Below are 20,705 nucleotides of genomic sequence, written 5' to 3' on the forward strand. Positions count from 1 at the left end.
CACTTCGAATATTCGGCTGATCCTATGTTCTAGTGGCTACTATCCCAAGATTTTTGGAAAGAATCAATTAGTCAATGATGTATCTGGATCTATGCATCTGGTTTAGCGGTTTAGCACGCACATTTGACAGACCTGCTGGTATTTGCAGCCATGAATTACCAAATAGGGCAAATGGCAGCTTGTACAGTAAGGTAGTTCAGCGAGTCCGTCTTTCATTGCTTCGGTGATAATCCAGGCTTCATCGAAATTTGCAGGTCGTATGCGGCCAAACGGTCGGCGTTCTTGAATATGGTTGGGATAGATTGTGCAAAAAGTATCCCAGGCAAAAATCATAGCGTTCAGGTCTATTTCCGATCTGATATCACCCGGACAAGCGCTTCGATAGATTGAAGCAAATAGGGCCATGTACAGAAACGATTCGCGTGCCTGCGGCATCGCCGTAATGCTGGGAACTAGCCCAGATACTGGACTTTCTCGGTGCAGCGAAAAATAAAGGTTACACAAGTCTTTGGGGCGCAGGGTTTTTATGACCCGGCATGCCAATACCGTACGAAGCTTTCGCTTCAGTAATTGATAGGCCCAATACTGATCTTTAAGCCGAGTAGCATAGGCGCAATGGTTGCTCATGACTCGGGAGGGTGGGTGGACAAAAGCATCAGGAGCTCAATGGCCCGTGCGTCGAGTACATTCGGGGCTTCGGGTTTTTGGATGTTTAGGAATTCGCTCCATTTGTGGGGATTGAATCGGGGAATAAAGGTCAGGCAATCGCTTCGAGCCAGGAGCTTCAACTGTTCGAGCGGCATCTTTCTGAGCAATGAAACCGCGTCTGCCGTTAAACCCAGGCAGAACATGGCTTTCTGTTCGCTTTCGGAAAAAATTAAGGATTGAGCGACGATGAGGTAGTCGATATTCAGTTTGTAGAGATTTTCCTCCATTCTGGAATCCTCTGTTGGCTAAAGAATCGCTCGGATTTGATCGGCCAAGGCGATCACCTTTTGCCCGTACTGGATGGCGGCCGGCTCGTTTTTCCAACTGTAATATCGCCCTATGCCATGAGCGAGATTGCCAGGTACCGATTGGATAGCCTCTGAGAGTACGCTAGCGCCAATTTCGAGATTGGTGCTCGGGATCAAGAGTTGTTCGGGTTTCGCAACGCGGTGGCCATGCCATCGCAGATTCACTTGCATGATGCCGACGTCGATATTGCGTTTGCCTTGATCCAGCATTTGATTGAGCAAAGCTTTGGCCTCCTGCTGACTGCTAGGAATAAAGGAGTTGCCAGCGTTATTGATGGCCCAGGGCCAGGGCATGACACAATTCTGTTCACCGTTTTTTCGCGACTCCGTGAGCGCAACGGCATACAGAATATAGGGGTCAATACGATGCCTTCGGGCTACTTGCCCCCACAGCGTGTTTTGTAATTTAGCGTTAGCTGCTGTGTGCTGACTGTTGCCACTCGTTTGAGTAGAATCAGCAGCCATTGATTCCATGGGGTGGCTGATGATGAAAAGGCCACCGATCATGCCAATCCAAAGGCGCTTAATAGGGATTTGGATTGAAATGCCAGGGGACTTAAACTCTTGATTTTTTATGTGAATAATGAACATCGCAAGCCCACCGTTTTGGTTTTGAAGCGAGTTTACGACGTTGCCAAAAATTCTATATGTTCGAAAAACTCCTCTTTTAGCTGTTTTTCGCCGATCCTCCTGCTTTTTTACTTGATCTTATGATCGGAAGGAATGTGATGACTTGGGTGGGTAGATGGTGGCTGAGGTTTATGGGTACCACCAAGAATATTTTTATGGCGCGAATTTTGGTTTGGTGACATATTAAATGGCACAATAAAGTCAATCGCGACACCAAGAATCAAATCATGCCAAAAATAGTCCCATCAGAAGAGCTGGATCGAATCGAGAAGCTTATTGCCCAATATCCTGAAGGTATTGGTGCGAAAGACATTGCGCAACAGCTAGACTTTGAAATCAAGGGGCGTACTTTGCAACGCCGTTTGGCCACATTGGTAGCAGAGCACCGCGTTTTTAGCGAAGGCGATGGGCGAGCACTGAAGTATAAAGTTGCAAAGCCTGGTCAGGGTTTCGACTCGGTTGATGTCGTTGATGGTTCGAGCCGGCAATTTGTTGACGAAGTCTATATTCCCATTTCGCCAGAAGGCGAAGAGATTAAGTCCTTTATTCGGCAACCTCGAACTCAACGATCTCCCGTCAGCTACCAACCCGATTTTCTGGGGCAGTACTATCCAAACAACACCTATTACTTACCAGCCAGTTTACGTGAACAATTGCATGCCTTGGGCCGATCGCCGGCTGAACAAACCCCGGCAGGCACGTTTGCTCGTGACATATTGAATCGCTTACTCATTGATTTATCGTGGGCTTCATCACGATTGGAAGGCAATACCTATAGCCGACTGGATACCGAACGCTTGATCGAATTCGGTCAGGCGGCTGAAGGTAAGGATGTCATGGAAACCCAGATGATCCTCAATCACAAGTCGGCTATTGAATATTTGGTACGCGACACTGAGCACGCCGACGTTGCAGCAGAAACTATTATTGCCGTACATGCCTTTTTATCGGATGGTTTGTTAGCGGACCCGATGAGTTGTGGTCGCCTTCGCAATCGTGCGGTCGATATCGGGGGTAGTGTTTATTTGCCGATTGCGATGCCGCAACGGATTGAGGAGTTGTTTGGGATTGTCATGACTATGGCGGCTGAAATCAGCGATCCGTTTGAACAATCATTTTTCCTAATGGTGCATTTGCCATACTTGCAACCCTTCGAAGACGTCAACAAACGGGTTTCGCGGTTGGCGGCCAACATCCCGCTGATTCAGCACAATCTCTGCCCGCTGTCCTTTATCGACGTGCCGCAACAGGCTTACGTGGATGCAGTTCTCGGGGTCTATGAGCTGAATCGAATTGAATTGTTGAGAGATGTCTACATCTGGGCTTACGAGCGTTCATGCCAGCAATACGTTGCCGTGAAGCAGCAATTAGTGCCGCCGGACATCGTTCGATTACGTTATAGAAACGAATTGGCTGAAGTGATACGAGCCATTGTCCGGGAGGGGTTGGCGACAGATGAAACATCGATCATGGCAGGCATTCCGGATTCAGTGTCTTCAGAAGACAAGCAGCGATTCATTATTTTAATACAAAACGAACTTAAAACTTTGCATGCGGGAAATGCAATTCGTTTTGGACTGCGTCCTCTGGAGTTTTCAGTATGGCGGGAAAAATACCAAACAGACCATGTGGAATAATTTATTTCAGCACTGGATCGTTACCATCAGTTGTTCCTGGAGCCTAATTTGTAACATGCTTCGGTGTAGCATTGGTGTAGTAAAATCGTAGTACTGCAACATATAAATAACGTTGATATTGGTGCAACTGTAGTAGGGTTTTAAATTGCGAGATCTGCAAGTTGTTGATTTTATTGATTGATAAAAAACTCTATTTGACTGGGGGACAAGGGGTCGTGGGTTCGAATCCCGCCGTCCCGACCAAGTTTTTTGAGGTAGACGATTGAGTAATAGCCCGCAAGTTAATAACTTGGCGGGTTTTTTATTGCCTGAAAAACTATAGGAATACATTAGGTTTTGATAATTAGTTATTTGATTGATGAAATTAAATTGAATGAATACGGCGGCTAATATTTCGATTTATCAAATATTTGAGACTGGCTTAATCCAATGTTGAACCGTTTTAGAAACAATATTGTCGTGCATCGTCCGGATCAATTATCCCGACAATGGGCGCAACGTATCGTTAACCGATATGCGGCCAGTGCCAAAGTAAGTGCAGTAGACGTTCAATCCATCAATATCGGCACATCGACACGCTTACGGCTTACCGTTAAACACGACGCCATCGGCGTCGTACCAAGTCGATGGTTTGTAAAAACGCCGTCGCTGGCAATTAAGTCCAGAGCGATTACCGCTATACCGCGCTTATTGCATAAGGAAGTCCATTTTTATAATTCGCTTTCACAGGGTGCTCCGGTGAATTTGCCGCAAATTTTAGCGGCTGAAAGTCTGTTAGGTCGCGGTACCACATTGGTAATGACAGACCTGGACGAACTGGGTTGTCGGCCCGGGCTTGCCGCCGACGCCTTGTCCCTAGAGCAAGCTCGGCGGGTGGTGGAAAAGCTAGCCGGTTTTCATGCTCACTATTGGGGTAATGCCGGGCTACTGAAAACGCATCGCTGGTTAAACGGCTTTAGTCACAATATCGAGAATCATATGGGTACCTTACTGGCGGTGCCTCTGATGAGACTTGGACTTGAGCGCGCGGGTCGCTTGGTGCCCAGCAAATTGCATCAATCCGCGCTGCACTATGCTGCGGATCGGCGGCGAATCACCAAGATCTTGGCAACCGGTGTGCAAACATTGGTGCATCATGACTGCCACCCCGGCAATCTATTCTGGAGTCAGGCTGAGCCGGGCTTTCTAGATTGGCAATTGGTGCGGATGGGCGAAGGTGTTAGTGACCTTGCTTATTTTTTAGCTACATCGCTGAAGCCGGATTCTAGGCGCGTTCATGAAAAACAGTTGCTGGAGCTATATTTGGCATCGTTAGCCAATCACGGAATTGGCGAGTTAGACGAAGAGGTGTATCACCAACGCTACCGCGCTCATTTGGTGTATCCGTTCGAAGCGATGATTGTTACCTTAGCTATCGGGGGCATGATGGAGCATAACAGCAACTTGGAGTTAATTGCGCGCGCTTCAGCAGCAGTGGATGATAACGATAGCTATGCGGCGTTAGCCCTATGAGCTTTTCGTGTGAGTGTTGGAAAGTAACTGTATGCTGGATTTAATCGGAGAATAGCGGTGGAAACTATTTGGCGGCGATTTTGAGAGCGATAGTCTTGAGGTAAGTTAAGAGACTTAACGCAATTATTGGATTTAATTGCTGAGCGCTACAGGTTTGTAGCTATAAGAAAATTTACAAGGATTTTTTATTTTCCATTTTGCCGTTTTTAACAAAATGAAAAATAAAATGGTGCCGAGGAGAGGACTTGAACCTCCACAGGGTTACCCCTACTAGCACCTGAAGCTAGCGCGTCTACCAATTTCACCACCTCGGCATTACCTGCTTGAGCAAGTAATTCGCGCATTATAAGTAAATGGTCGGGTTGTGTCAACTTTAAGCCTTATCCCGAATTGCCTCAAATTTAAAGTAATCCAAGACCTCGGCAAAAGAGGGGCGTTGCCTCACATTGAATGTAACCAAACACTATCGGATTACAACAATGGGAAAACGCGAACGACGGGTCTACTTACAAGCCATCCGAATGCTATCGACAAAGTGATCGAGCGGCGAAACAAATGATCCTGAACGAGTTTTGCGAGGTCTGCGGCTACGCACGCAAGTACGCGATTCGTTTACTGAATCGAAAAATAAAGCCAGCTGCTCACTCTGGCAATCGGCCTGACCCCAAACGGAAATATCAAGCCGTAGTGCTGCTGGAGCCCTTGAAACGCATTTGGTTCACCAGCGATGCAAAACGTCAGAAAAAATACCGGGATGGCGCCAAGTTCATCAAAAAATAGCAGGCGTCGCAAAAACCCCTTGTCAACGGGTGATCGATCATCCAGACATCTTGGAAGCCACCAAACACACGCTCCGAGAATATCATGCCGAACTCTATCCATTTGCTATCAAGGCGGCGATTGCGTAACCATTGAAACCCATTTTTTCAGGCATTCAGGCTACTTCTAATCTGAGGAGACGACTTTAACCCTTCGGTTACTTTTTTCTATGGGGCAGTAAGTTAGGATGACAGGTTGATGATTTGTTCCGTGGTTCTAAAAGTAAGGGCGTAAAGTGAAAGATCGATTCAAACCTTCAACACGATTTAGATCGTTGCACCGTTTTGTCTAATTGACAATAGACGTCTCTATTTCTCTGGCTACATAGTCGTTATCGCTGTAACTACCGAATCGACTCAAGGCGTTAATCCGAAAAACATTTACTGTTTTGTCAGCCTCGGAATATGTCTGGCTGCTACAGTTTATTCTCACCGAAAATCCATCAAGGCCGTTAAAAACCATCGCGGTTTGGGTGTTTAGGTCAGTGCAACTGCCGCCGTTGGCAATCCGGGCAATCGACCATTCGATGCCGGCGCGCGCGGCCTGATAGGCTCTAGCGCCTTGCAGTGCGTTGATGGAGGTACTAATTTGGTGGGCGCTTAGCCTAACCATATATGTACCCAACAGACCCAGCACCACAAGTACAAAAGTTGCCATCACAATCGAGAATCCGCGTTGTCCTGTCACGGCGCATTATCCACATGGATTTGTCTGATCAATCGAGTCGATTCTCCGGCGCTGTCCGTCAATGTGATGGTCAGTGTGACTATTCCGGAGTGCGACGCTGTCGCCGAACTATAGGCGAAATCGCAGCTACTGACATTGTTGGCTTGTAGTTGTCCGTTGGTGCCAGCGGGAGGATCAACTTGTGTGGCACTGATGCTGTAGCCGCTGTAACGCAATAAAGTGCCCGCAAGCAGATCGCAACGATAGCTCAGCGGCGTATCGACGATAAAAAACCGTTGTTCCGGCGATTGCAGCGGAAATTGCTTGGCAGTTCCTAGAATCAACTGGGTCGTTGTGGACGTGTTGTCTAAGGTGGCGCGATTACTGCCGGCATACGCATCGCTAGTGCCGCTGCCCAGGTTGTAAATAACCAGTTCTCCCGCCGGCGTATTTTCCAAGCTGCCCATGACATCGAAGCGATTGTCGCTTGTCGTAAAGTCCAGAACGTCGCCGCTGCCGTCCGCTGCTAATTTTGCTCGATAACGGCCGCCTTCGCTGATATGTAAAAGCTCTAGTGTTGTGCCGCCGCCGGCAATGCGGATGCTGTTGGGCAGGGCGCGGCGAATGTCGCGTTGCATCAGCCGAAGCGCCGATTCTGCGTTATCCACTAGTGTGGTGCGGCGCTCCAGATCGAGATAGCTTTTCACCGGCAGGGTAATAATGTCGGTCGTCATTGCCGCCAGAATGCCGACAATGACCAGCACTGTAATTAACTCGATTAGGGTAAAGCCTTGATTAGCGCGGCGCATATTAGTACTCGGCTCGATAACCCACCAAACGCAAATCGCTAACGCCTGGACCATTAACGGTAACGGTTATTTGTTTGGCATTTACGCCGTCGGTTAACGCAGTGCCGGCCGATACCGAGACCGTGACGTTATATTGCGATAAGCCGGCAACCGCATTGCCATCTTGATCGTGCACGCCAACGTCGCCCAGGCCTTTATAGTCATCGACATCGTCGTAGTCGGCTCTGGCACTAGTGCTTCCACCGCTATAGGCTTGGAGTAAAATTTCCTCCAGATAGGATTCCGCTATCGCGATGGCTTGATGCTGTAGCACCGGATTCGCGCTGTGGCTAACGGTTAGATTAATCACCGATAACACGCCTAGCAGTCCGATGCTGATTATTAGCATCGATAGAACCAACTCTATCAGCGTAACGCCGATTTGCCGTTGATATGGAATTTTCGCATATGGCTTAAGACGAGCTGTCATACACAAAGCCGGTGTCTTTTACCACGCTGATTTGTTTACCGTTACTTCCGACACTGATTTGCTGGTCGGCGGATGCGTCGCCTTTGGCCGTGAAGTAAAAGGTCGTGTCGCTTAAATCAATGCCGGTCTGACTGCCCTGATAACTCGACTCTCCTGAACCAGGTCTAGCCACCGTTAGATCGAAATCGGTGGCGACGTTGGAGGCGCACTTGCTGCGATTCGTCGCGGATGGGCGGCGCAATTCGAATTGATTGGCGCTAATTTGTACTTGAACATTGCAGCCGGTCGTCACCGCCAACTTTTGGGCGTGGCGAATGGCGCTGATGGTATCGTCGAAGAAGGTTCGTTCCTGATAAACCGACAGATCGAAAAACTTGTGTAATGCCGTTGCTGACAAAATACCGAGAATGACGATGGTCATTGCCAGCTCAACCAATGTAAAACCGCCTGAGCGGCGGTCCGAAATACTCAGCATCTCAGTCTAACAGAGGCTATGGTCAAAAGCTGGCACCACACATGACCAATACCCTTTATGATCGGCATGGCGGGCTAAGTCTTCAATATATCCGGTCAGAGCTTCTTTATTTCCATTACGAACAGTTACTGTTAACGATGCTGGCTGTAGCGGGGACCGATGCGCTGGTAGCTGCCGTGTATGTGATCTCGCAAGTAGCGGCAGTCGTTACGCCGGATGAAAAACCGATCTTTGTGCCGGCAGTAGTGAACGAAAGGTCGCCGGTCAAGCGGATGGCCGAGCCGATACCGGCAGCGGTTGCTGCTGGGTAGCCATACACCAAATCCACGGTACTGCCTTCCAGCGTTATGGTTTGGCCCGACGCGGCGGTTTTGCTTTCGAGCAGGGCTTGGGCGTGCGCAATGGTTATCGCGGAGTTAACCGCGCCAAGCGCACCTTCCAGCGCCGCTGCCCGGGCATCTGACGACATGTTGGAAAACTTAGGCAAAGCGGTGGCCGCTAAAATGCCTAAAATCACGATGACCATGATCAGTTCTATTAATGTGAATCCTTGCTGTCGATATAATTTCATTGTTTTTTCCGAAAATTAAGGCGTAAACGAATATTCTGTTAAAAGTAAGGTATATGAATTGCTAGCTATTGTAGAGCATGACCTAGTCTATACTAAGGTTTAATTTTGGTTAAATATTGCCAAAAAGTGATACATCTTCGGGTTTTAGTTCTGTTTAACCTACCGTTATGAGCATACGAAAATTTATTTTTTGCGACATCTGTAACCCACAAGGTTTGCGCTCGATAGAATTCCGGCGGGCGCCACGCAGTGACGAGCGCGTCGGCCGGCGCCTGAGTGACGGCAGAGCCTGGTTTGAGGGAGAGTTAAATTTGGCTGTCAATGCAGGCTGGCTGTGTACCGAGGACGGACGGCATATTTGTCCGGTTTGCCAAAATGTAACACACCAACCCTAATCTTACTTGGGAGCTTTGTTGACAAGAGTGCTTTTGACATTCCGGCAAAGACAGGCCTTAGAGTTATTCTTTCTGTTGATATGGAGTTTTAGTTACCCGGCCCATGCAGGAACCTATGCGGTTATTCCATATACCTTTAGCTGGATAGATGCCGGCAGCCACAGCAAATTGGGGCCGACTACCGGTGGGTTGTACTCGGCAACATACAAATTTACCGGTAACAGCGGTTGCGGCAGTAGTGTGCCGATTCTCGACGACATCATCAGCGACGATATTCCGTTAGGGTTCAGTTTCCGATTCGGTGCCATTGATTTTACCAGTCTACGAGTGATGTCCAACGGGCGCATTCAGTTCAACAACAATGCCACCTGCGGTTTCGGTAGCCCGGTAACGCAATTGCCCTATCCGAACGCCGGGCTAGATTACAGCATGCGCATTTATGGTAACGATCTGGACCCCACTTTAAAGTCGGAAGTGAGCGGTTATTCCACGAGCTGTATCAGCCGAGCGAGTTGTTATGTCAGCTATGCCACTGCCGGTTCCGCACCGGATCGGCAATTTGTGGTGACTTGGTATCACGTCCCGGAATGGACAAGCACTAATTCCGCCTCAGGTGCCTATGATTTACAGCTCATTCTCCAAGAAAATGGCGAGTTCATTTATCAATTTGGTAGTTCGGTGCGGGGCCCAGCCGCTGCCTTGGCGCAGATTGGCTGGCAAATAAGCACTAGCGACTATGCCGTCTCTTCTGTCGGGTTTCCCACCGATAACAGCGCATTTAAATTCTATATTCCCGGCTCCAGTACGACGGTACCGGGTAAGTTTAATGCATTTGATTCCACCACCGCAGCCGCAGACAATACTGGATATATCAAAACCAAAATTGCCGGCAGCAGTTTTACGTTGGATGTGGTTGCAACGAATAGTACCGGCGCAACCAGAACCACAGGTTTTACCGGCGGCGTTGCAATCGAGTTAGTGGATGCCAGTAGCGGCTCCTGCAGTACTTATCCGACGATTGGTAATGCGGCAATCGTTAATTTTACTTCTGCCGATGCCGGGCGAAAGACAGTTGCTTTTTCTGAAAGCAATGTCTGGCAGAATGTGCGGATAAGGATTAAGTATCCGTTTTTTAGTCCAAGTGTGATCGCATGTTCTACGGATAACTTTGCCATTCGCCCATACGAGTTGATGGCAGTGGCAAGTGATAGTAACTGGACTTCAGCCGGTACCAGCCGAACACTTAATGCGGCGACGGCATCCGCTACGCCAACCCATAAGGCCGGACAACCGTTTACAATAACTGCGACTGCTAAGAACGCAGTGGGTGCAGTGACTTCCCGCTATAACGGCACGCCAAGTGCCGGTACGGTCAATTGTGTACTGCCTGCTACGGGCTGCGTAATGGGTACATTTTCTGCCGGTGGATTTTCCAACAGTGCTGGCGTAGCTACCTCCACAACAGCCAGCTATTCAGAAGTCGGGGCCATCAGCAGTAGCGTATCTGATGCCAACTTTGCCGCTGTCGATACCGCTGACGGCTCAACTTTAGCCGAACGCACGGTGAGTTCTGCGATATTTACGATAGGACGCTTTGTACCGGACTATTTTGACGTTACGTTGAATACGCCGGTATTTTCGCCGGGCTGCGGACATTTTACGTATATCGGCCAACCAATTAAATATGCAACGCAGCCGGTAGCCGAGGTAACTGCAAAAAATGCCGCTGCGGTAATTTCGGTAAATTACACCGGCAGTTTATGGAAAATAAGCCCCAGCAACCTAAGTTACGGCATCACACCCAGTTATGCCGAAGCTAGTCAGAGCTTGACTGTTTTGAACAATAGCGTACCGATTGCGACCGATAACGGCAACGGTACCGGCAGCTTGAGCTTTGCAGATACCACAAGCAATATTCTTGCGATAGCTCGCGGCAATCCCGTTGCGCCGTTAAACGCCGAAATTGCCTTGAGTTTTAACTTGCAAGATACCGATGCTGTGCAGGTGGCTCGCATCAACGGTGTAGCTGGTAGCAATCCGGTGAAATTCGGGGCGGCGAGTGCCGGAAACGGCATTGCTTTCTCTGGCGGCAACAAAACCCAGCGCTGGGGACGTTTGACGCTAAGCAATGCCCACGGTTCGGAACTGACAACCTTACCCGTGCCCTTGTTCAGCGAGTATTTCAACGGCACTGCTTTCGTGACCAACACCGCCGACAATTGCACTAGTCTCAGCTCAAGTACTCAGCTAAAGCTTAGTAACTCAAACACCTCAGGAGGCGCCTTACAAGCAGGCACCACTGCGATGACAATTGGCTCAGGGACCTCGACCGCTATTTTGGCAAACACGCCTTTGCTCGCAGGGAACGGGGGCCTGAGTTTCAGTGCGCCGGGGGCCGGCAATACCGGCAATATTGATGTCAGTGCAGACTTAAGCAGTCTGCCGTGGCTGTTATTCGATTGGGATCACGACAACGCGCACGATGACGCGCCAACGGCCAAGGCCACGTTTGGTATCTATAAAGGCAACAGCCGACAGATTTATCTGCGGGAAGTTTACTAGCGATGCATATTGGTGGATAAATCCCACATCGGTAGAAATATACCCAATGCCAGCACCAGTACCATGATGCCGATCACTACGATCAATACCGGCTCAATGACGCTGGAGAGCACTTTCAGATCCGCATCAATCTCGCCTTCGTAAAAATCCGCCACTTCATGCAACATTTCCGCGATGTTGCCGGACTCTTCGCCGACCATAATCATTTGAATCACCAAGGGCGGAAACAAGCCGATGCTTTTTGCCATGCGGCTGATACTGTCGCCTTTTTCGATGCCAATCCGCATCTTATGCAGCTTGGCGCCGATGTATTCGTTGCCGACTGCTTTGGAAACAATCGCAATACCCTGAATCAACGGTACGCCGGCGGTTAATATCATCGCAAAGGCGCGAGAAAATCGTTCCATCGTCGCCCGTTCGACGATGCTGCCGACCGCCGGAATTTTTAGCAACAGCCAATGCCATTGCTTCAAGCCTTCCGGATTTTCCAGATATTTAGCAACCAACAAAGCCGCCGCGATCAATGCCGCCAACAGGTGTGGCCAGTAATTGACCGTAAATTCCGAGATCGACATCAGCAGACGGGTTTGCCAGGGCAGCTGCGCGCCCATTTTGTCGAACATGCCTTTAAAGGCCGGAATGACATAGATATTGACGATGACCAGGGCGATGCTGATGGCCGCGATTACCATGCCGGGGTAACGCAACGCGGTTTTGATGCGGTTCTCGGTATCCTTTTCCCGCTCCAGATAATGACTGATTTGCAGAAAAGCTTGTTCCAGGCTGCCGGTGGTCTCGCCGACATTGACAATGCTGAGCAATAGTAACGGGAAAATCCGGTCGTATTGCGCCATGGCTTGCGACAGCGGTTGGCCGGATTCCAGTTTGCGCGTGATCCCAACCAAAGCCTGCTTCAAGGCAATATTGCGGCTGGAATCGGCCAGGCTGCTAATGGCGCGGGACAGCGGCACGCCGGCTTTGGTCAGGCTATACATCTGCCGACTGAACAGAATCAGGTCGTTGATATTGAGAGCCCTTAAGGCGCGCCAGTGCGAAAATTGTTCCAGCAAGTCGGTGCCGCTAGCGATCGGTTCGATGGCGATGGGGGTCAAACCCCGGCTATTTAGGGTTTGTGCGACGGTCTGCGCGGATTCGGCTTCCAACTGACCGTTGATCAGTTGGCCTTTGGGATTGCGGGCCTTATAGGCAAAATTAGCCATCTCAGTTTTCCGAGATACGCATGATTTCGTGTAAGGTTGTAGTGCCTTGCTTGACCAGCTCCAGCGCTTGTTCAGTAAACGGCTTAAAACCCGGCGTGGCGCGGGCGGCTGAGATAAATCCGGCAGAATCGTTGCGACGCAAGGCGTCCAGGGTGTCGTGGTTCAACTCCAACAGTTCATAAACGCCGATGCGGCCGCGATAGCCTACGTGGTTGCAGTATTGGCAGCCGGCGCCTTTCTTAAGCGCAATGTCGCCGGCGCGTAGATTAAAGGTTTTTTCCAGCCAGATGCTTTGGCCTTCGTTGATCTCTGCGGCTTGTGCGCAGCGGTCGCAAATTTTCCTGACCAGGCGCTGCGCGACAATGACTTTTAATGCACTGGCCAAAATATAGCCTTCGATGCCCATATCCAGCAGCCGGGTGGCGGTTTCCACCGCGCCGTTGGTATGCAAGGTCGAGAACACCAAATGGCCGGTGATCGAGGCTCGAACTGCGATTTCGGCGGTTTCCCTATCGCGAATCTCCCCAACCAGAATTACGTCAGGATCCTGCCGTAGCGCCGAGCGCAGCACGCTGGCAAAGGTCAGGCCGATCTTGTCGTTGACTTGCGCCTGATTGATACGCGGCAGACTGTATTCCACAGGGTCCTCGGCGGTGATGATTTTGGTCTGCGGATAGTTAACCGACGATAGCGCCGCATACAGCGTGGTGGTCTTGCCGCTGCCGGTGGGGCCGGTGACTAAAATCAAACCGTGCGGGTTGCGGATATGGGATTTAAAACGGCTCAGCAATTCCGCAGGCATGCCGAGTAGCTCCAAATCCAGCAAACCCTTGGATTGATCCAGAATCCGCATCACCACCGATTCGCCACTTTGAATCGGCAGCGTCGATAGCCGCACGTCCAGCGCCTTGTTTTTGACCCGAATACTGAAACGGCCGTCTTGCGGCAGGCGTTTTTCGGAAATATTCAAACCGCACATCAGCTTCAGACGCACCATCAGCGCCGGGGCGATGTTGATGTTGTCCAACACTTGTTCGTTCAACACCCCGTCTACCCGTTGGCGGATGCGCAGCACGTTTTCGTCCGGTTCAATGTGAATGTCCGAGGCGTTGGTTTGCACCGCGTCTTCGAAAATAGATTGCAGCAGTTTAACCACCGGTGCGTCGCTGACTTCGCTGCTGGAGAGCAGGGCGTTCAGGTCGAATTGGTTTTCTGCCAGTTCGTCGCTGAGCTGGTCGGCCAGATTGCTGATTTCTTCGGTGCGGCGGTAGGCCTGGTCGATGGCGGTGAGCAAATCCGATTCGCGCACCACCGCCTGGCGTATGCGCTTTTTCAGCACCCGGCTCAGTTCGTCCAGCCCCATTAAATCGGTAGGATCGGCCATTGCCAGCAATACGTCGTTGGCGTTGCTCTCCAATAGCATTACCCGAAAGCGGCGGGCCAGGTTCTCCGGTAGTTCCTTGCAAATTTCCGGTTTGCGCTTGTATTGGGAAATATCCAGGAAAGGGATTTGCAGTTGCCGGGACAGGAAACTGAGTAAATCGGTCTCGGAAATATAATTCAGATCGACCAAGGTGCGGCCCAGCTTGCGGCCGGTTTTTTTCTGTTCGGCCAACGCTGTCATCAATTGCTCGTGACTGATGATACGGTGTTGTACCAACAAGTCGCCGATGCGGATTTTCTTTTGCGGATATTCCATGGCGGGTGAATTAATTCAGGGCGCTGAGACGTTGTTTAATATAGTTCACAACGTCTGCGTGCAAGGTGTTTTTGTCCAGCGCTTGCTGGTAAGCCTGCGCGGCCGCTTGCGTCTGGTTCAACTTGTCCTGGCAAATCGCCAAGCCCAACCAGTGTTCGGCTTTCTCCGGCTGTTGCTGAGTTAGTCGTTGGTAGATACGTTCGGCTGGTGGGAAGCGCTGCTGTTGTTGGTAGCCGGCGGCGAGTAAGGACAGATAAGTCGTATCGTCCACCGAGTCGGGGTTAATCTGTTCCAGTGTGTTTGTCGCTGCCGCAAAGTTTTTTTGCTGAACGTATAAATGCGCCTGAGTTTTTACGAACAATAGGTTGTCCGGGAATAATTGCAGGCTTTCTTGTACAAAATCAGCTATTTCTTCCGGGTTGGCATGCGCTTTTAACAGGGTTTGCAGGAGTAGGGTGCGTGCGCCCAAATGACTGGGGTTAAGCTGCAAGGCATCGCGCAATAGTGCGTCGATCATCGGCGCCGACTTGCCGGTTTTAGCGCGCCGGTACAGGGCGTCGGCCTGTTCAGCGGGCGTTTGTGTTTTAACGGGTTTGACTGCCGGCGCGACGATTGGCGGAATCGGTGCGGCGTTTGCAGGCGGTTGCGGCACTTCCGGCTCTACTGCTTTGCTTGATTGGATAATTTGCTCGGTTTTGATCGCTGCCGGTTCGGTGCCGCCGGTATTCGCTGGCGACGCCTCGGGTAGTGTTACTTTTGGCGGTTCCGGCACTGTCGGTGCCGATATTTGTGCAGGTGCGGCCGGCGGTGCCATGGCGGGCGCGGCAACCGCCGGCTGTTCCGTTTGGGTCGAGTGAGTTTGCCGCCACACGTAATGCACGGGCAGTGTCAATGCAAACGCAATTAACCAGTACCAACGGCGTTGATGCTGGGTATGTGGGGCCGGCCTTAGCTCCAGTTTTGGGGCGGACGTTGCATTTGCGGTGTTGCGTTGTTCCAAATCGCGCAACATTTGATTGATTAGGCTCATAAAGCTAAGTATGACGAAAAATAAACAAACAGCGAACAGCTGAGTAGCAGCAGCCACAGGAAAATGCTTCTAAAGCCCCAGGGCAGCTTTTTGTCACGGGTGTCGTCGGTGTCCAACGCGGCCAGTTGCAAATGCCGCCAGCTTATTTTGCTTTGGCCCTTGCCATATGCGGCCAACAAGGCTTTGTGCGTCAGAATATTGATCAGGCGCGGTATGCCTTGCGTATAAAAATGCAGCGCGTGGATGCTTAGCGGTGCTAACAAATCGGTATGCGTGTTGCCGGCGATTCTTAACCGATGCAACACATATTCGCGAATTTGCCGCTTATTCAGCGGCTGCAAGGTATAGCTAAAGCTGATGCGCTGGCGTAACTGGCGGATAGCTTTGTTTTGTAGCAGTTCATCCAGCTCGGGTTGACCGAACAACACGATCTGCAACAGTTTTTGTTTTTCGGTTTCCAGATTGGTTAGCAATCGCAAGCTTTCCAGGGTCTCCAGCGGCATGGCTTGGGCTTCGTCGATAATCAAAACTACCTTATTGCCGAGCTTGGCCGCCATCAGCAGATAGTCGTTGATTTGCGTCAAAGTGCGGCTTTGCCAGGCATTGCTGGAATAGCGGATGCCCAATTCCTCCGCGACCGCCAGATGCAAGCCGGCGGCGGATAAATGCGGATTGGGCAGATAGGCGGTGATAAACGGCGCCGGCAATTCGTTCAGCAGCATCCGGCACAGCAAGGTCTTACCGGTACCGACCGGGCCGGTGATCTTGATAAAACCCTCGCCGCTTTGCAAGGCAATCATCAGCACATTCAAGGCTTCACGATGCGTAGGCAGATCGCAGAAAAACTCGGTGTCCGGCGTCAGGTTGAAAGGCAGCTGATTTAGGCCAAAATGTTGTAGGTACATGTTTATATCGGTCGAATGAATTCGACCCTACAAGGGCTCATTTCCACAATTGCTTGCGTTCCAATTGTTGCATGCGTTCGCGGCTGTCTTCTATCGGTGCGTTCCAGTCTTGGCTGTTACCGATAATGGTGGGCTTTAACAGGATCACCAGTTCCGATTTTAGACCTGTGCCTTTGTTTTCTCGGAAGGCGTTGCCCAGATAAGGGATGCGCGAAAGTAGCGAAACGCCTTGCTTGTTTTCCTCGCGGTTTTCCTGCATCAAACCGCCGATCACGATGATTTGGCCGTTTTCGGCATGGACGATGCTGTCCGATTCCCGCACGGTATTTCTGGCCATGGGCAGGCTGTTGTCGTCGCCGTTAATGGAAAACTTTTTGTCGTCTTGTCTGACGCGAGTAATCGAAGGGTGAATGTGCAGGGTGATGTTATTGCTATCGCTGATCTGCGGCGTTACATCCAGCGCAATCCCGGAAAAAAACGGCGTCCAGGTAATGTCTTGCGTCACGGTATTGGTGGCGGCCGACAGGCTGTTGTTCGAGGCTATGTCGGTGATGAAGTATTCATCTTCGCCAACCTTGATCACGGCTTTTTGATTATTTAGTGTGGAGATGCGCGGGCTGGACAGGATATTGGTTTTACCCTGGCCTTCCATCAGTTCGATAAAAGCGTAGAAATCACCGGAGCGTATACCTAAGGTAAACACTTCGGTGGTGCCGGCCACGATAGAAGGCAGCGGATTGCTGGCGGTCAGAAAAGCTTTACTGCCTTCCCGAACAATAGTGGCCCAGTTCACGCCATCCTGATGTTTGTCGTCGAGGATGATTTCCAGAATTTTGGCTTCTATCACCACCTGCCGGGCTATCTGGCCCTGAGTGCTCTCCACCAGTTTTTCGACTTCGCGCATTTGCGTGGGGTTGGCGCGTACTACCACGATGCCGGTCTGCTTGTTTATGACAACCTTGGAGCCGGTTTTCGGGTTGCTCAGCTCATTGCTCTCAGCATTGCCGCTCGCTGCGTCGATGTCCACTATTGCTGAAAGCGACAATTGCAGCTCTTCCCAAAAGTCGGTTTTTGACGAGGTGGTGATCCAACTGCCGGAGGTGGAGTTACTGTTGCCGTTGGGATTATTGCCGGGGCTGTTATTGTCGTTATTTTGGTTGTAAGTATTATTGCGTCTGGAATTATTGTTAATTTGCCCGGACGAGACGCGGGTATTGGAACTGCCTTCGCGTAGTAAATCGATGCGGTCGATTTTGAATATTTTGGTTTGTAAAGTAGCCGGGTAAATGATGTAGCCGATGTCGGTTTTGCTGTAATCGTAACCGTAGACCTTCTGCACCGCGCTGAGCACCTGGGCGACGCTGACGTTTTTTAGCTCCAATGAGATACGGCCTGTCACATCTGGATGCACCACCATGTTTTCCTGGCTATCCACCACCAGGCTCATGAAAAACTCCCGAGCGTCGACTTCGTGTACCGACACGTTAAAAGTCGCCGGCTGGCTGGCTAAAGGCTCGCCGAGCAGGGTTTGATTAAAATCGGGAATCAATGCGTCCGTCACCGCCGTGGGCGGGGTAGGCGAGGGCGTATTGCTGGGGACAACGGCGGTCGGAAAGGTTTTGTCCACGTTGGCAGTCTTGACCGCGGCGGTTTCGCTACAGGCCGCCAGCAATAACGTCAGGGTGGCAGTAACAATTACAAAAGTATTGAGCATTGGGTTCATTTCACCGGTTTTTTAACGGAGGGGACCAAATAAAGTTTTTTGTTGACGCCGTTTTGTCTGATCAACACATAGCCAGGCTTGATCTGTACCAATCGGCTGCCATCTGCCAAGGTCTGGCCGTTGCCTATAGTCACGCCATTGATAGTCGCGCGTCGGCGGGCGGCGGAAATCCAGATAGCGGTCAGGCTGGGAAGCGTTTCGGCGTTGGGCACGTCCATTGCCTGCGCAGCAGGCAAATTGCCGGGCAAAGTCGGGTCGTGTAATTCCGCTTGCGTGATGCCGGGCAAGATTAGGGCTAAAAGGACGAGTGCAAAATAGTTAAACACCGAGTAAATCCTGTTCAAAACTTAGGGTGTATACCTGAATTCGGGTTTCGGCAAGCGGATAGTCTTTTACCTGATAGGCGATGCTATCCCAATGGATGCGCCAGGGCAGGGCTTCCAAGGCTTTCAAGTAATTCAAGGTGCTGAAGTAATCGCCTTGCAAGGTAATCACCATCGCATGCCTATACACCCAAATCGGTTCCTGATCGTTATTGCCGAAACCACTGGCGGGCAGGGTTTCTAGTTTTAGCAGTTTCAGGTTGCCGTGCTGTTTGAGCATATCGCGCAGAGCGGTCGCCATGGATTGGGCCGGGACGAATCTCTTGCCGCCTTCACTGAGTTGCTGTTTTAGGCTGTTCACTGCTTGCTGAAGCTGCTTCAGATTTTGGCGCGCATCGCTATTCAGATCTTTCCGGCCGGTGTCTTCAAGTTGCTTGGCGATTTGCTGTTGCGCTGCCAGTTGTTTTTGCAAAGCGCCGATTTCAGCCATAACCAACTGCTGTTGTTTGTTAAGCGGCTGATAGAACAGCGTATCCCAAACGCCCCACAGGGACAGGATAAAGGTACCTGCCACCATCCACTTTTCGCGGCGGCTAAGCCTGGCAAAACGCAGTTGAAACTGCTCAATGTTTGCCGGCATTTTTGGCCTCCTTGTCGTCCTTAAAATTTGCACTCACGCTAAAGTCGCTCAGTTCGGCGGCGTCGGCCGATTGCTGAATACTGAGCTTTGCAAAACGCCGGCTGGTGAACGGCGCGGTGTTTTGCAGGCGTTGTAAAAGCAAGGCAATCTGTTCCGGTTTATAGGCGCGGCCTTGCAGACGAATACTGTCGCCGGTGCTTTCGATGTTGATGCCGGTTAGCCAGGCGTTGCTGTCGGCTTGGGCCGCCAACGCCGCCAGATACCCGGAAAATCCTTGAGTTTGGTCGGAGCTATCGTCTGCCAATAGTTCCAATACGTGCGATAAACTTTGGTAGGCAGTTTGAGATTGCTGAATTTCCCGATTCAGCAAGGCATCGACTTGTTGGTTGGGATATTGGTTTTGCAAACTTTGTAAGTGAGTTTGTGCTTGCTGTAGCTGGGATTGCAATTGTTCCCGTTCCGCTTGTCTATCATGCAAACTGCGATTGGCGATGATGCCGACGATTAGCAGATAAATCCCCACGCCGATTACCGCCAACAGGTAAGGGTTGCGAAGCATGGCATGGTGCTGTTTGCCGCCGTTCTGATAAAGATTGATTTGCTGGATCATTGGCCGGCTTCCAGCGCTCTGCGCAGGCTGGCACCTATCACCGGTGCGCAAAGGTTTTGGGTGGCGTCGCTCAATAAAATATCGCTATCGACTATCGCCGATAAGTCCATGGCCCGAGCCGTAATCCCGTGGCTCATAGTCAGGAAGTTGATGATTTTTTGCGTATCGGTCGGCGTTAGCACAACCGCCAGACTGGTGATGGGCGGAATATCGAAAAAGTTTTCGACATAATCGAAAGACCGCTGGATTTCAAGGGCCAGGCTGTCGTGCTCAACAATGTCCGGTTCCAGGCCACTGTAGATAGTGCTGTCGGCAAGTTGCTGATAACCGCTGCCGATTTTACGGGATAGATACAGGGCGCCGTTTTTTTGAATAATCACCCGGCCGTTGTCTTTTTCCAAGTGCAACAAGGCGATACCTTGTTGGTTTTCCGGCAACAAGGTTGCCAGATTGCGTAAAGCGGTTTCCTGAATGTCGATGACTTTGACATGCAAACCAGCTTGACGGCAACGCTCGCTGAGCGTCGACACCAGGTCTTTGGTACAAGCTACTGCTTCCAGCATTTGCGGGGTGTTGGGCCGGTTGGATTTGGGTAAATAGTAATAATCGATAGTGGCTTGATCGAGCGGGTAATCGAGTAAGTCGGCAATCCGCCAGCCGACAGCTTGCTTGATTTCTTCTGAGTTAACGGCCGGCGCTTCAATGCTGATTGAGCGATAGTGTTCCGGCGCCAGCAGGATATGGCAATCGTATTCTTCCAGATGGTGGTTTTTAACCAGTGTTTCCAATTGGGGCACTAACTGCACTTCGCTGCTCGGCACGAATTCGGCATGCAACAAGCGTGGTCGCTCATGTTCCGCATAACGGGTGATGGCTATGGTAAAACCGTTTGCCACGAAGCTGACAGCCACGATGCCGGGCGAGATGCTGGGTTTTCGCAGTAATTTTTGCAGTAAGCGCACTGTGAGCGGTTTCCGGTAGAAAAGGCTATTTG

General features: G+C 50.7%; 21 protein-coding genes and 1 tRNA gene. 4 read left to right on the forward strand and 18 right to left on the reverse strand.

Features of this window, described 5'->3' with window-relative positions; translation table 11 throughout:
- Positions 1 to 102: 102 nt before the first annotated feature.
- The 3 genes from A1332_RS01810 to A1332_RS01820 are packed head-to-tail and all read right to left on the reverse strand — an operon-like array spanning position 103 to position 1,607.
- Positions 103 to 627: a FlhC family transcriptional regulator gene (locus A1332_RS01810; protein WP_064006868.1), complete on the reverse strand. Its 525-nt coding sequence runs from the start codon at positions 625 to 627 to the stop codon at positions 103 to 105.
- Positions 624 to 935, reverse strand: a complete 312-nt coding sequence (locus A1332_RS01815; RefSeq protein WP_064006869.1) for a flagellar transcriptional regulator FlhD — start codon at positions 933 to 935, stop codon at positions 624 to 626. Before A1332_RS01815 ends, A1332_RS01810 begins: the two co-directional genes overlap by 4 nt.
- A gap of 18 nt (positions 936 to 953) precedes the next feature.
- On the reverse strand, positions 954 to 1,607 hold the full coding sequence (locus A1332_RS01820) for a transglycosylase SLT domain-containing protein (RefSeq protein ID WP_231890183.1): 654 nt from the start codon (positions 1,605 to 1,607) through the stop codon (positions 954 to 956).
- A 266-nt stretch (positions 1,608 to 1,873) separates the two neighbouring features.
- Between A1332_RS01820 and A1332_RS01825 the strand changes: the two genes are divergently transcribed.
- Positions 1,874 to 3,283 carry a Fic family protein gene (locus A1332_RS01825; RefSeq protein WP_064006870.1) on the forward strand — a complete coding sequence of 470 codons (1,410 nt, stop codon included), beginning with the start codon at positions 1,874 to 1,876 and terminating at the stop codon, positions 3,281 to 3,283.
- Between the two features lie 429 nt (positions 3,284 to 3,712).
- On the forward strand, positions 3,713 to 4,795 hold the full coding sequence (locus A1332_RS01830; protein WP_064006871.1) for a phosphotransferase: 1,083 nt from the start codon (positions 3,713 to 3,715) through the stop codon (positions 4,793 to 4,795).
- Positions 4,796 to 5,022: 227 nt separating this feature from the next.
- On the opposite strand, the gene A1332_RS01835 is transcribed toward A1332_RS01830, so the two are convergent.
- A tRNA-Leu gene (locus A1332_RS01835) sits at positions 5,023 to 5,109 on the reverse strand.
- 241 nt (positions 5,110 to 5,350) lie between these two features.
- Here A1332_RS01835 and A1332_RS01840 point away from each other — a divergent pair.
- Positions 5,351 to 5,575: a hypothetical protein gene (locus tag A1332_RS01840; RefSeq protein WP_064006872.1), complete on the forward strand. Its 225-nt coding sequence runs from the start codon at positions 5,351 to 5,353 to the stop codon at positions 5,573 to 5,575.
- A gap of 327 nt (positions 5,576 to 5,902) precedes the next feature.
- On the opposite strand, the gene A1332_RS01845 is transcribed toward A1332_RS01840, so the two are convergent.
- From A1332_RS01845 to A1332_RS26240, 5 genes are all read right to left on the reverse strand, one after another.
- The gene (locus tag A1332_RS01845; protein ID WP_197491370.1) at positions 5,903 to 6,301 is read right to left on the reverse strand and encodes a hypothetical protein; all 399 of its coding nucleotides are present in this window, start codon (positions 6,299 to 6,301) and stop codon (positions 5,903 to 5,905) included.
- Positions 6,298 to 7,089: a PulJ/GspJ family protein gene (locus A1332_RS01850; protein WP_064006874.1), complete on the reverse strand. Its 792-nt coding sequence runs from the start codon at positions 7,087 to 7,089 to the stop codon at positions 6,298 to 6,300. The genes A1332_RS01845 and A1332_RS01850 overlap by 4 nt, the downstream gene beginning before the upstream one ends.
- 1 nt (position 7,090) lies before the next feature.
- On the reverse strand, positions 7,091 to 7,558 hold the full coding sequence (locus tag A1332_RS01855) for a type IV pilus modification PilV family protein (RefSeq protein ID WP_064006875.1): 468 nt from the start codon (positions 7,556 to 7,558) through the stop codon (positions 7,091 to 7,093).
- On the reverse strand, positions 7,542 to 8,033 hold the full coding sequence (locus A1332_RS01860) for a prepilin-type N-terminal cleavage/methylation domain-containing protein (protein WP_064006876.1): 492 nt from the start codon (positions 8,031 to 8,033) through the stop codon (positions 7,542 to 7,544). Before A1332_RS01860 ends, A1332_RS01855 begins: the two co-directional genes overlap by 17 nt.
- A gap of 115 nt (positions 8,034 to 8,148) precedes the next feature.
- On the reverse strand, positions 8,149 to 8,604 hold the full coding sequence (locus A1332_RS26240) for a type II secretion system protein (protein ID WP_064006877.1): 456 nt from the start codon (positions 8,602 to 8,604) through the stop codon (positions 8,149 to 8,151).
- A 422-nt stretch (positions 8,605 to 9,026) separates the two neighbouring features.
- Between A1332_RS26240 and A1332_RS01870 the strand changes: the two genes are divergently transcribed.
- Positions 9,027 to 11,561, forward strand: coding sequence for a DUF6701 domain-containing protein (locus A1332_RS01870; RefSeq protein ID WP_064006878.1), 2,535 nt, complete (start codon positions 9,027 to 9,029; stop codon positions 11,559 to 11,561).
- Here A1332_RS01870 and A1332_RS01875 read toward each other — a convergent pair.
- From A1332_RS01875 to pilM, 9 genes are read right to left on the reverse strand one after another with little or no spacing between them, the layout of a single operon-like run.
- Positions 11,558 to 12,781: a type II secretion system F family protein gene (locus tag A1332_RS01875; protein WP_064006879.1), complete on the reverse strand. Its 1,224-nt coding sequence runs from the start codon at positions 12,779 to 12,781 to the stop codon at positions 11,558 to 11,560. The genes A1332_RS01870 and A1332_RS01875 overlap by 4 nt on opposite strands.
- 1 nt (position 12,782) lies before the next feature.
- Positions 12,783 to 14,480 (reverse strand): GspE/PulE family protein, encoded by a 1,698-nt coding sequence (locus A1332_RS01880; RefSeq protein WP_064006880.1) that lies wholly within the window; start codon positions 14,478 to 14,480, stop codon positions 12,783 to 12,785.
- Between the two features lie 10 nt (positions 14,481 to 14,490).
- Entirely contained in the window at positions 14,491 to 15,510 is a 1,020-nt protein-coding gene (locus A1332_RS01885; RefSeq protein WP_064006881.1) for a tetratricopeptide repeat protein, read from the reverse strand.
- Positions 15,507 to 16,415: an ExeA family protein gene (locus A1332_RS01890; protein ID WP_064006882.1), complete on the reverse strand. Its 909-nt coding sequence runs from the start codon at positions 16,413 to 16,415 to the stop codon at positions 15,507 to 15,509. The genes A1332_RS01885 and A1332_RS01890 overlap by 4 nt, the downstream gene beginning before the upstream one ends.
- 37 nt (positions 16,416 to 16,452) lie before the next feature.
- Positions 16,453 to 18,129, reverse strand: coding sequence for a pilus (MSHA type) biogenesis protein MshL (mshL, locus tag A1332_RS01895; RefSeq protein WP_064006897.1), 1,677 nt, complete (start codon positions 18,127 to 18,129; stop codon positions 16,453 to 16,455).
- Positions 18,130 to 18,134: 5 nt separating this feature from the next.
- Complete coding sequence (locus A1332_RS01900; protein ID WP_064006883.1) at positions 18,135 to 18,464, reverse strand: hypothetical protein; 330 nt, start codon at positions 18,462 to 18,464, stop codon at positions 18,135 to 18,137.
- Positions 18,457 to 19,101 carry a hypothetical protein gene (locus A1332_RS01905; protein ID WP_064006884.1) on the reverse strand — a complete coding sequence of 215 codons (645 nt, stop codon included), beginning with the start codon at positions 19,099 to 19,101 and terminating at the stop codon, positions 18,457 to 18,459. The genes A1332_RS01900 and A1332_RS01905 overlap by 8 nt, the downstream gene beginning before the upstream one ends.
- Complete coding sequence (locus A1332_RS01910) at positions 19,085 to 19,711, reverse strand: PilN domain-containing protein (protein WP_064006885.1); 627 nt, start codon at positions 19,709 to 19,711, stop codon at positions 19,085 to 19,087. The genes A1332_RS01905 and A1332_RS01910 overlap by 17 nt, the downstream gene beginning before the upstream one ends.
- A complete protein-coding gene (pilM, locus tag A1332_RS01915) occupies positions 19,708 to 20,673 on the reverse strand; it encodes a pilus assembly protein PilM (RefSeq protein WP_064006886.1) in 966 nt (321 codons plus the stop codon). The genes A1332_RS01910 and pilM overlap by 4 nt, the downstream gene beginning before the upstream one ends.
- Positions 20,674 to 20,705: the final 32 nt, after the last annotated feature.

Origin of the sequence: Methylomonas methanica, from assembly GCF_001644035.1 — a bacterium.
GTDB lineage: Bacteria > Pseudomonadota > Gammaproteobacteria > Methylococcales > Methylomonadaceae > Methylomonas > Methylomonas methanica_A.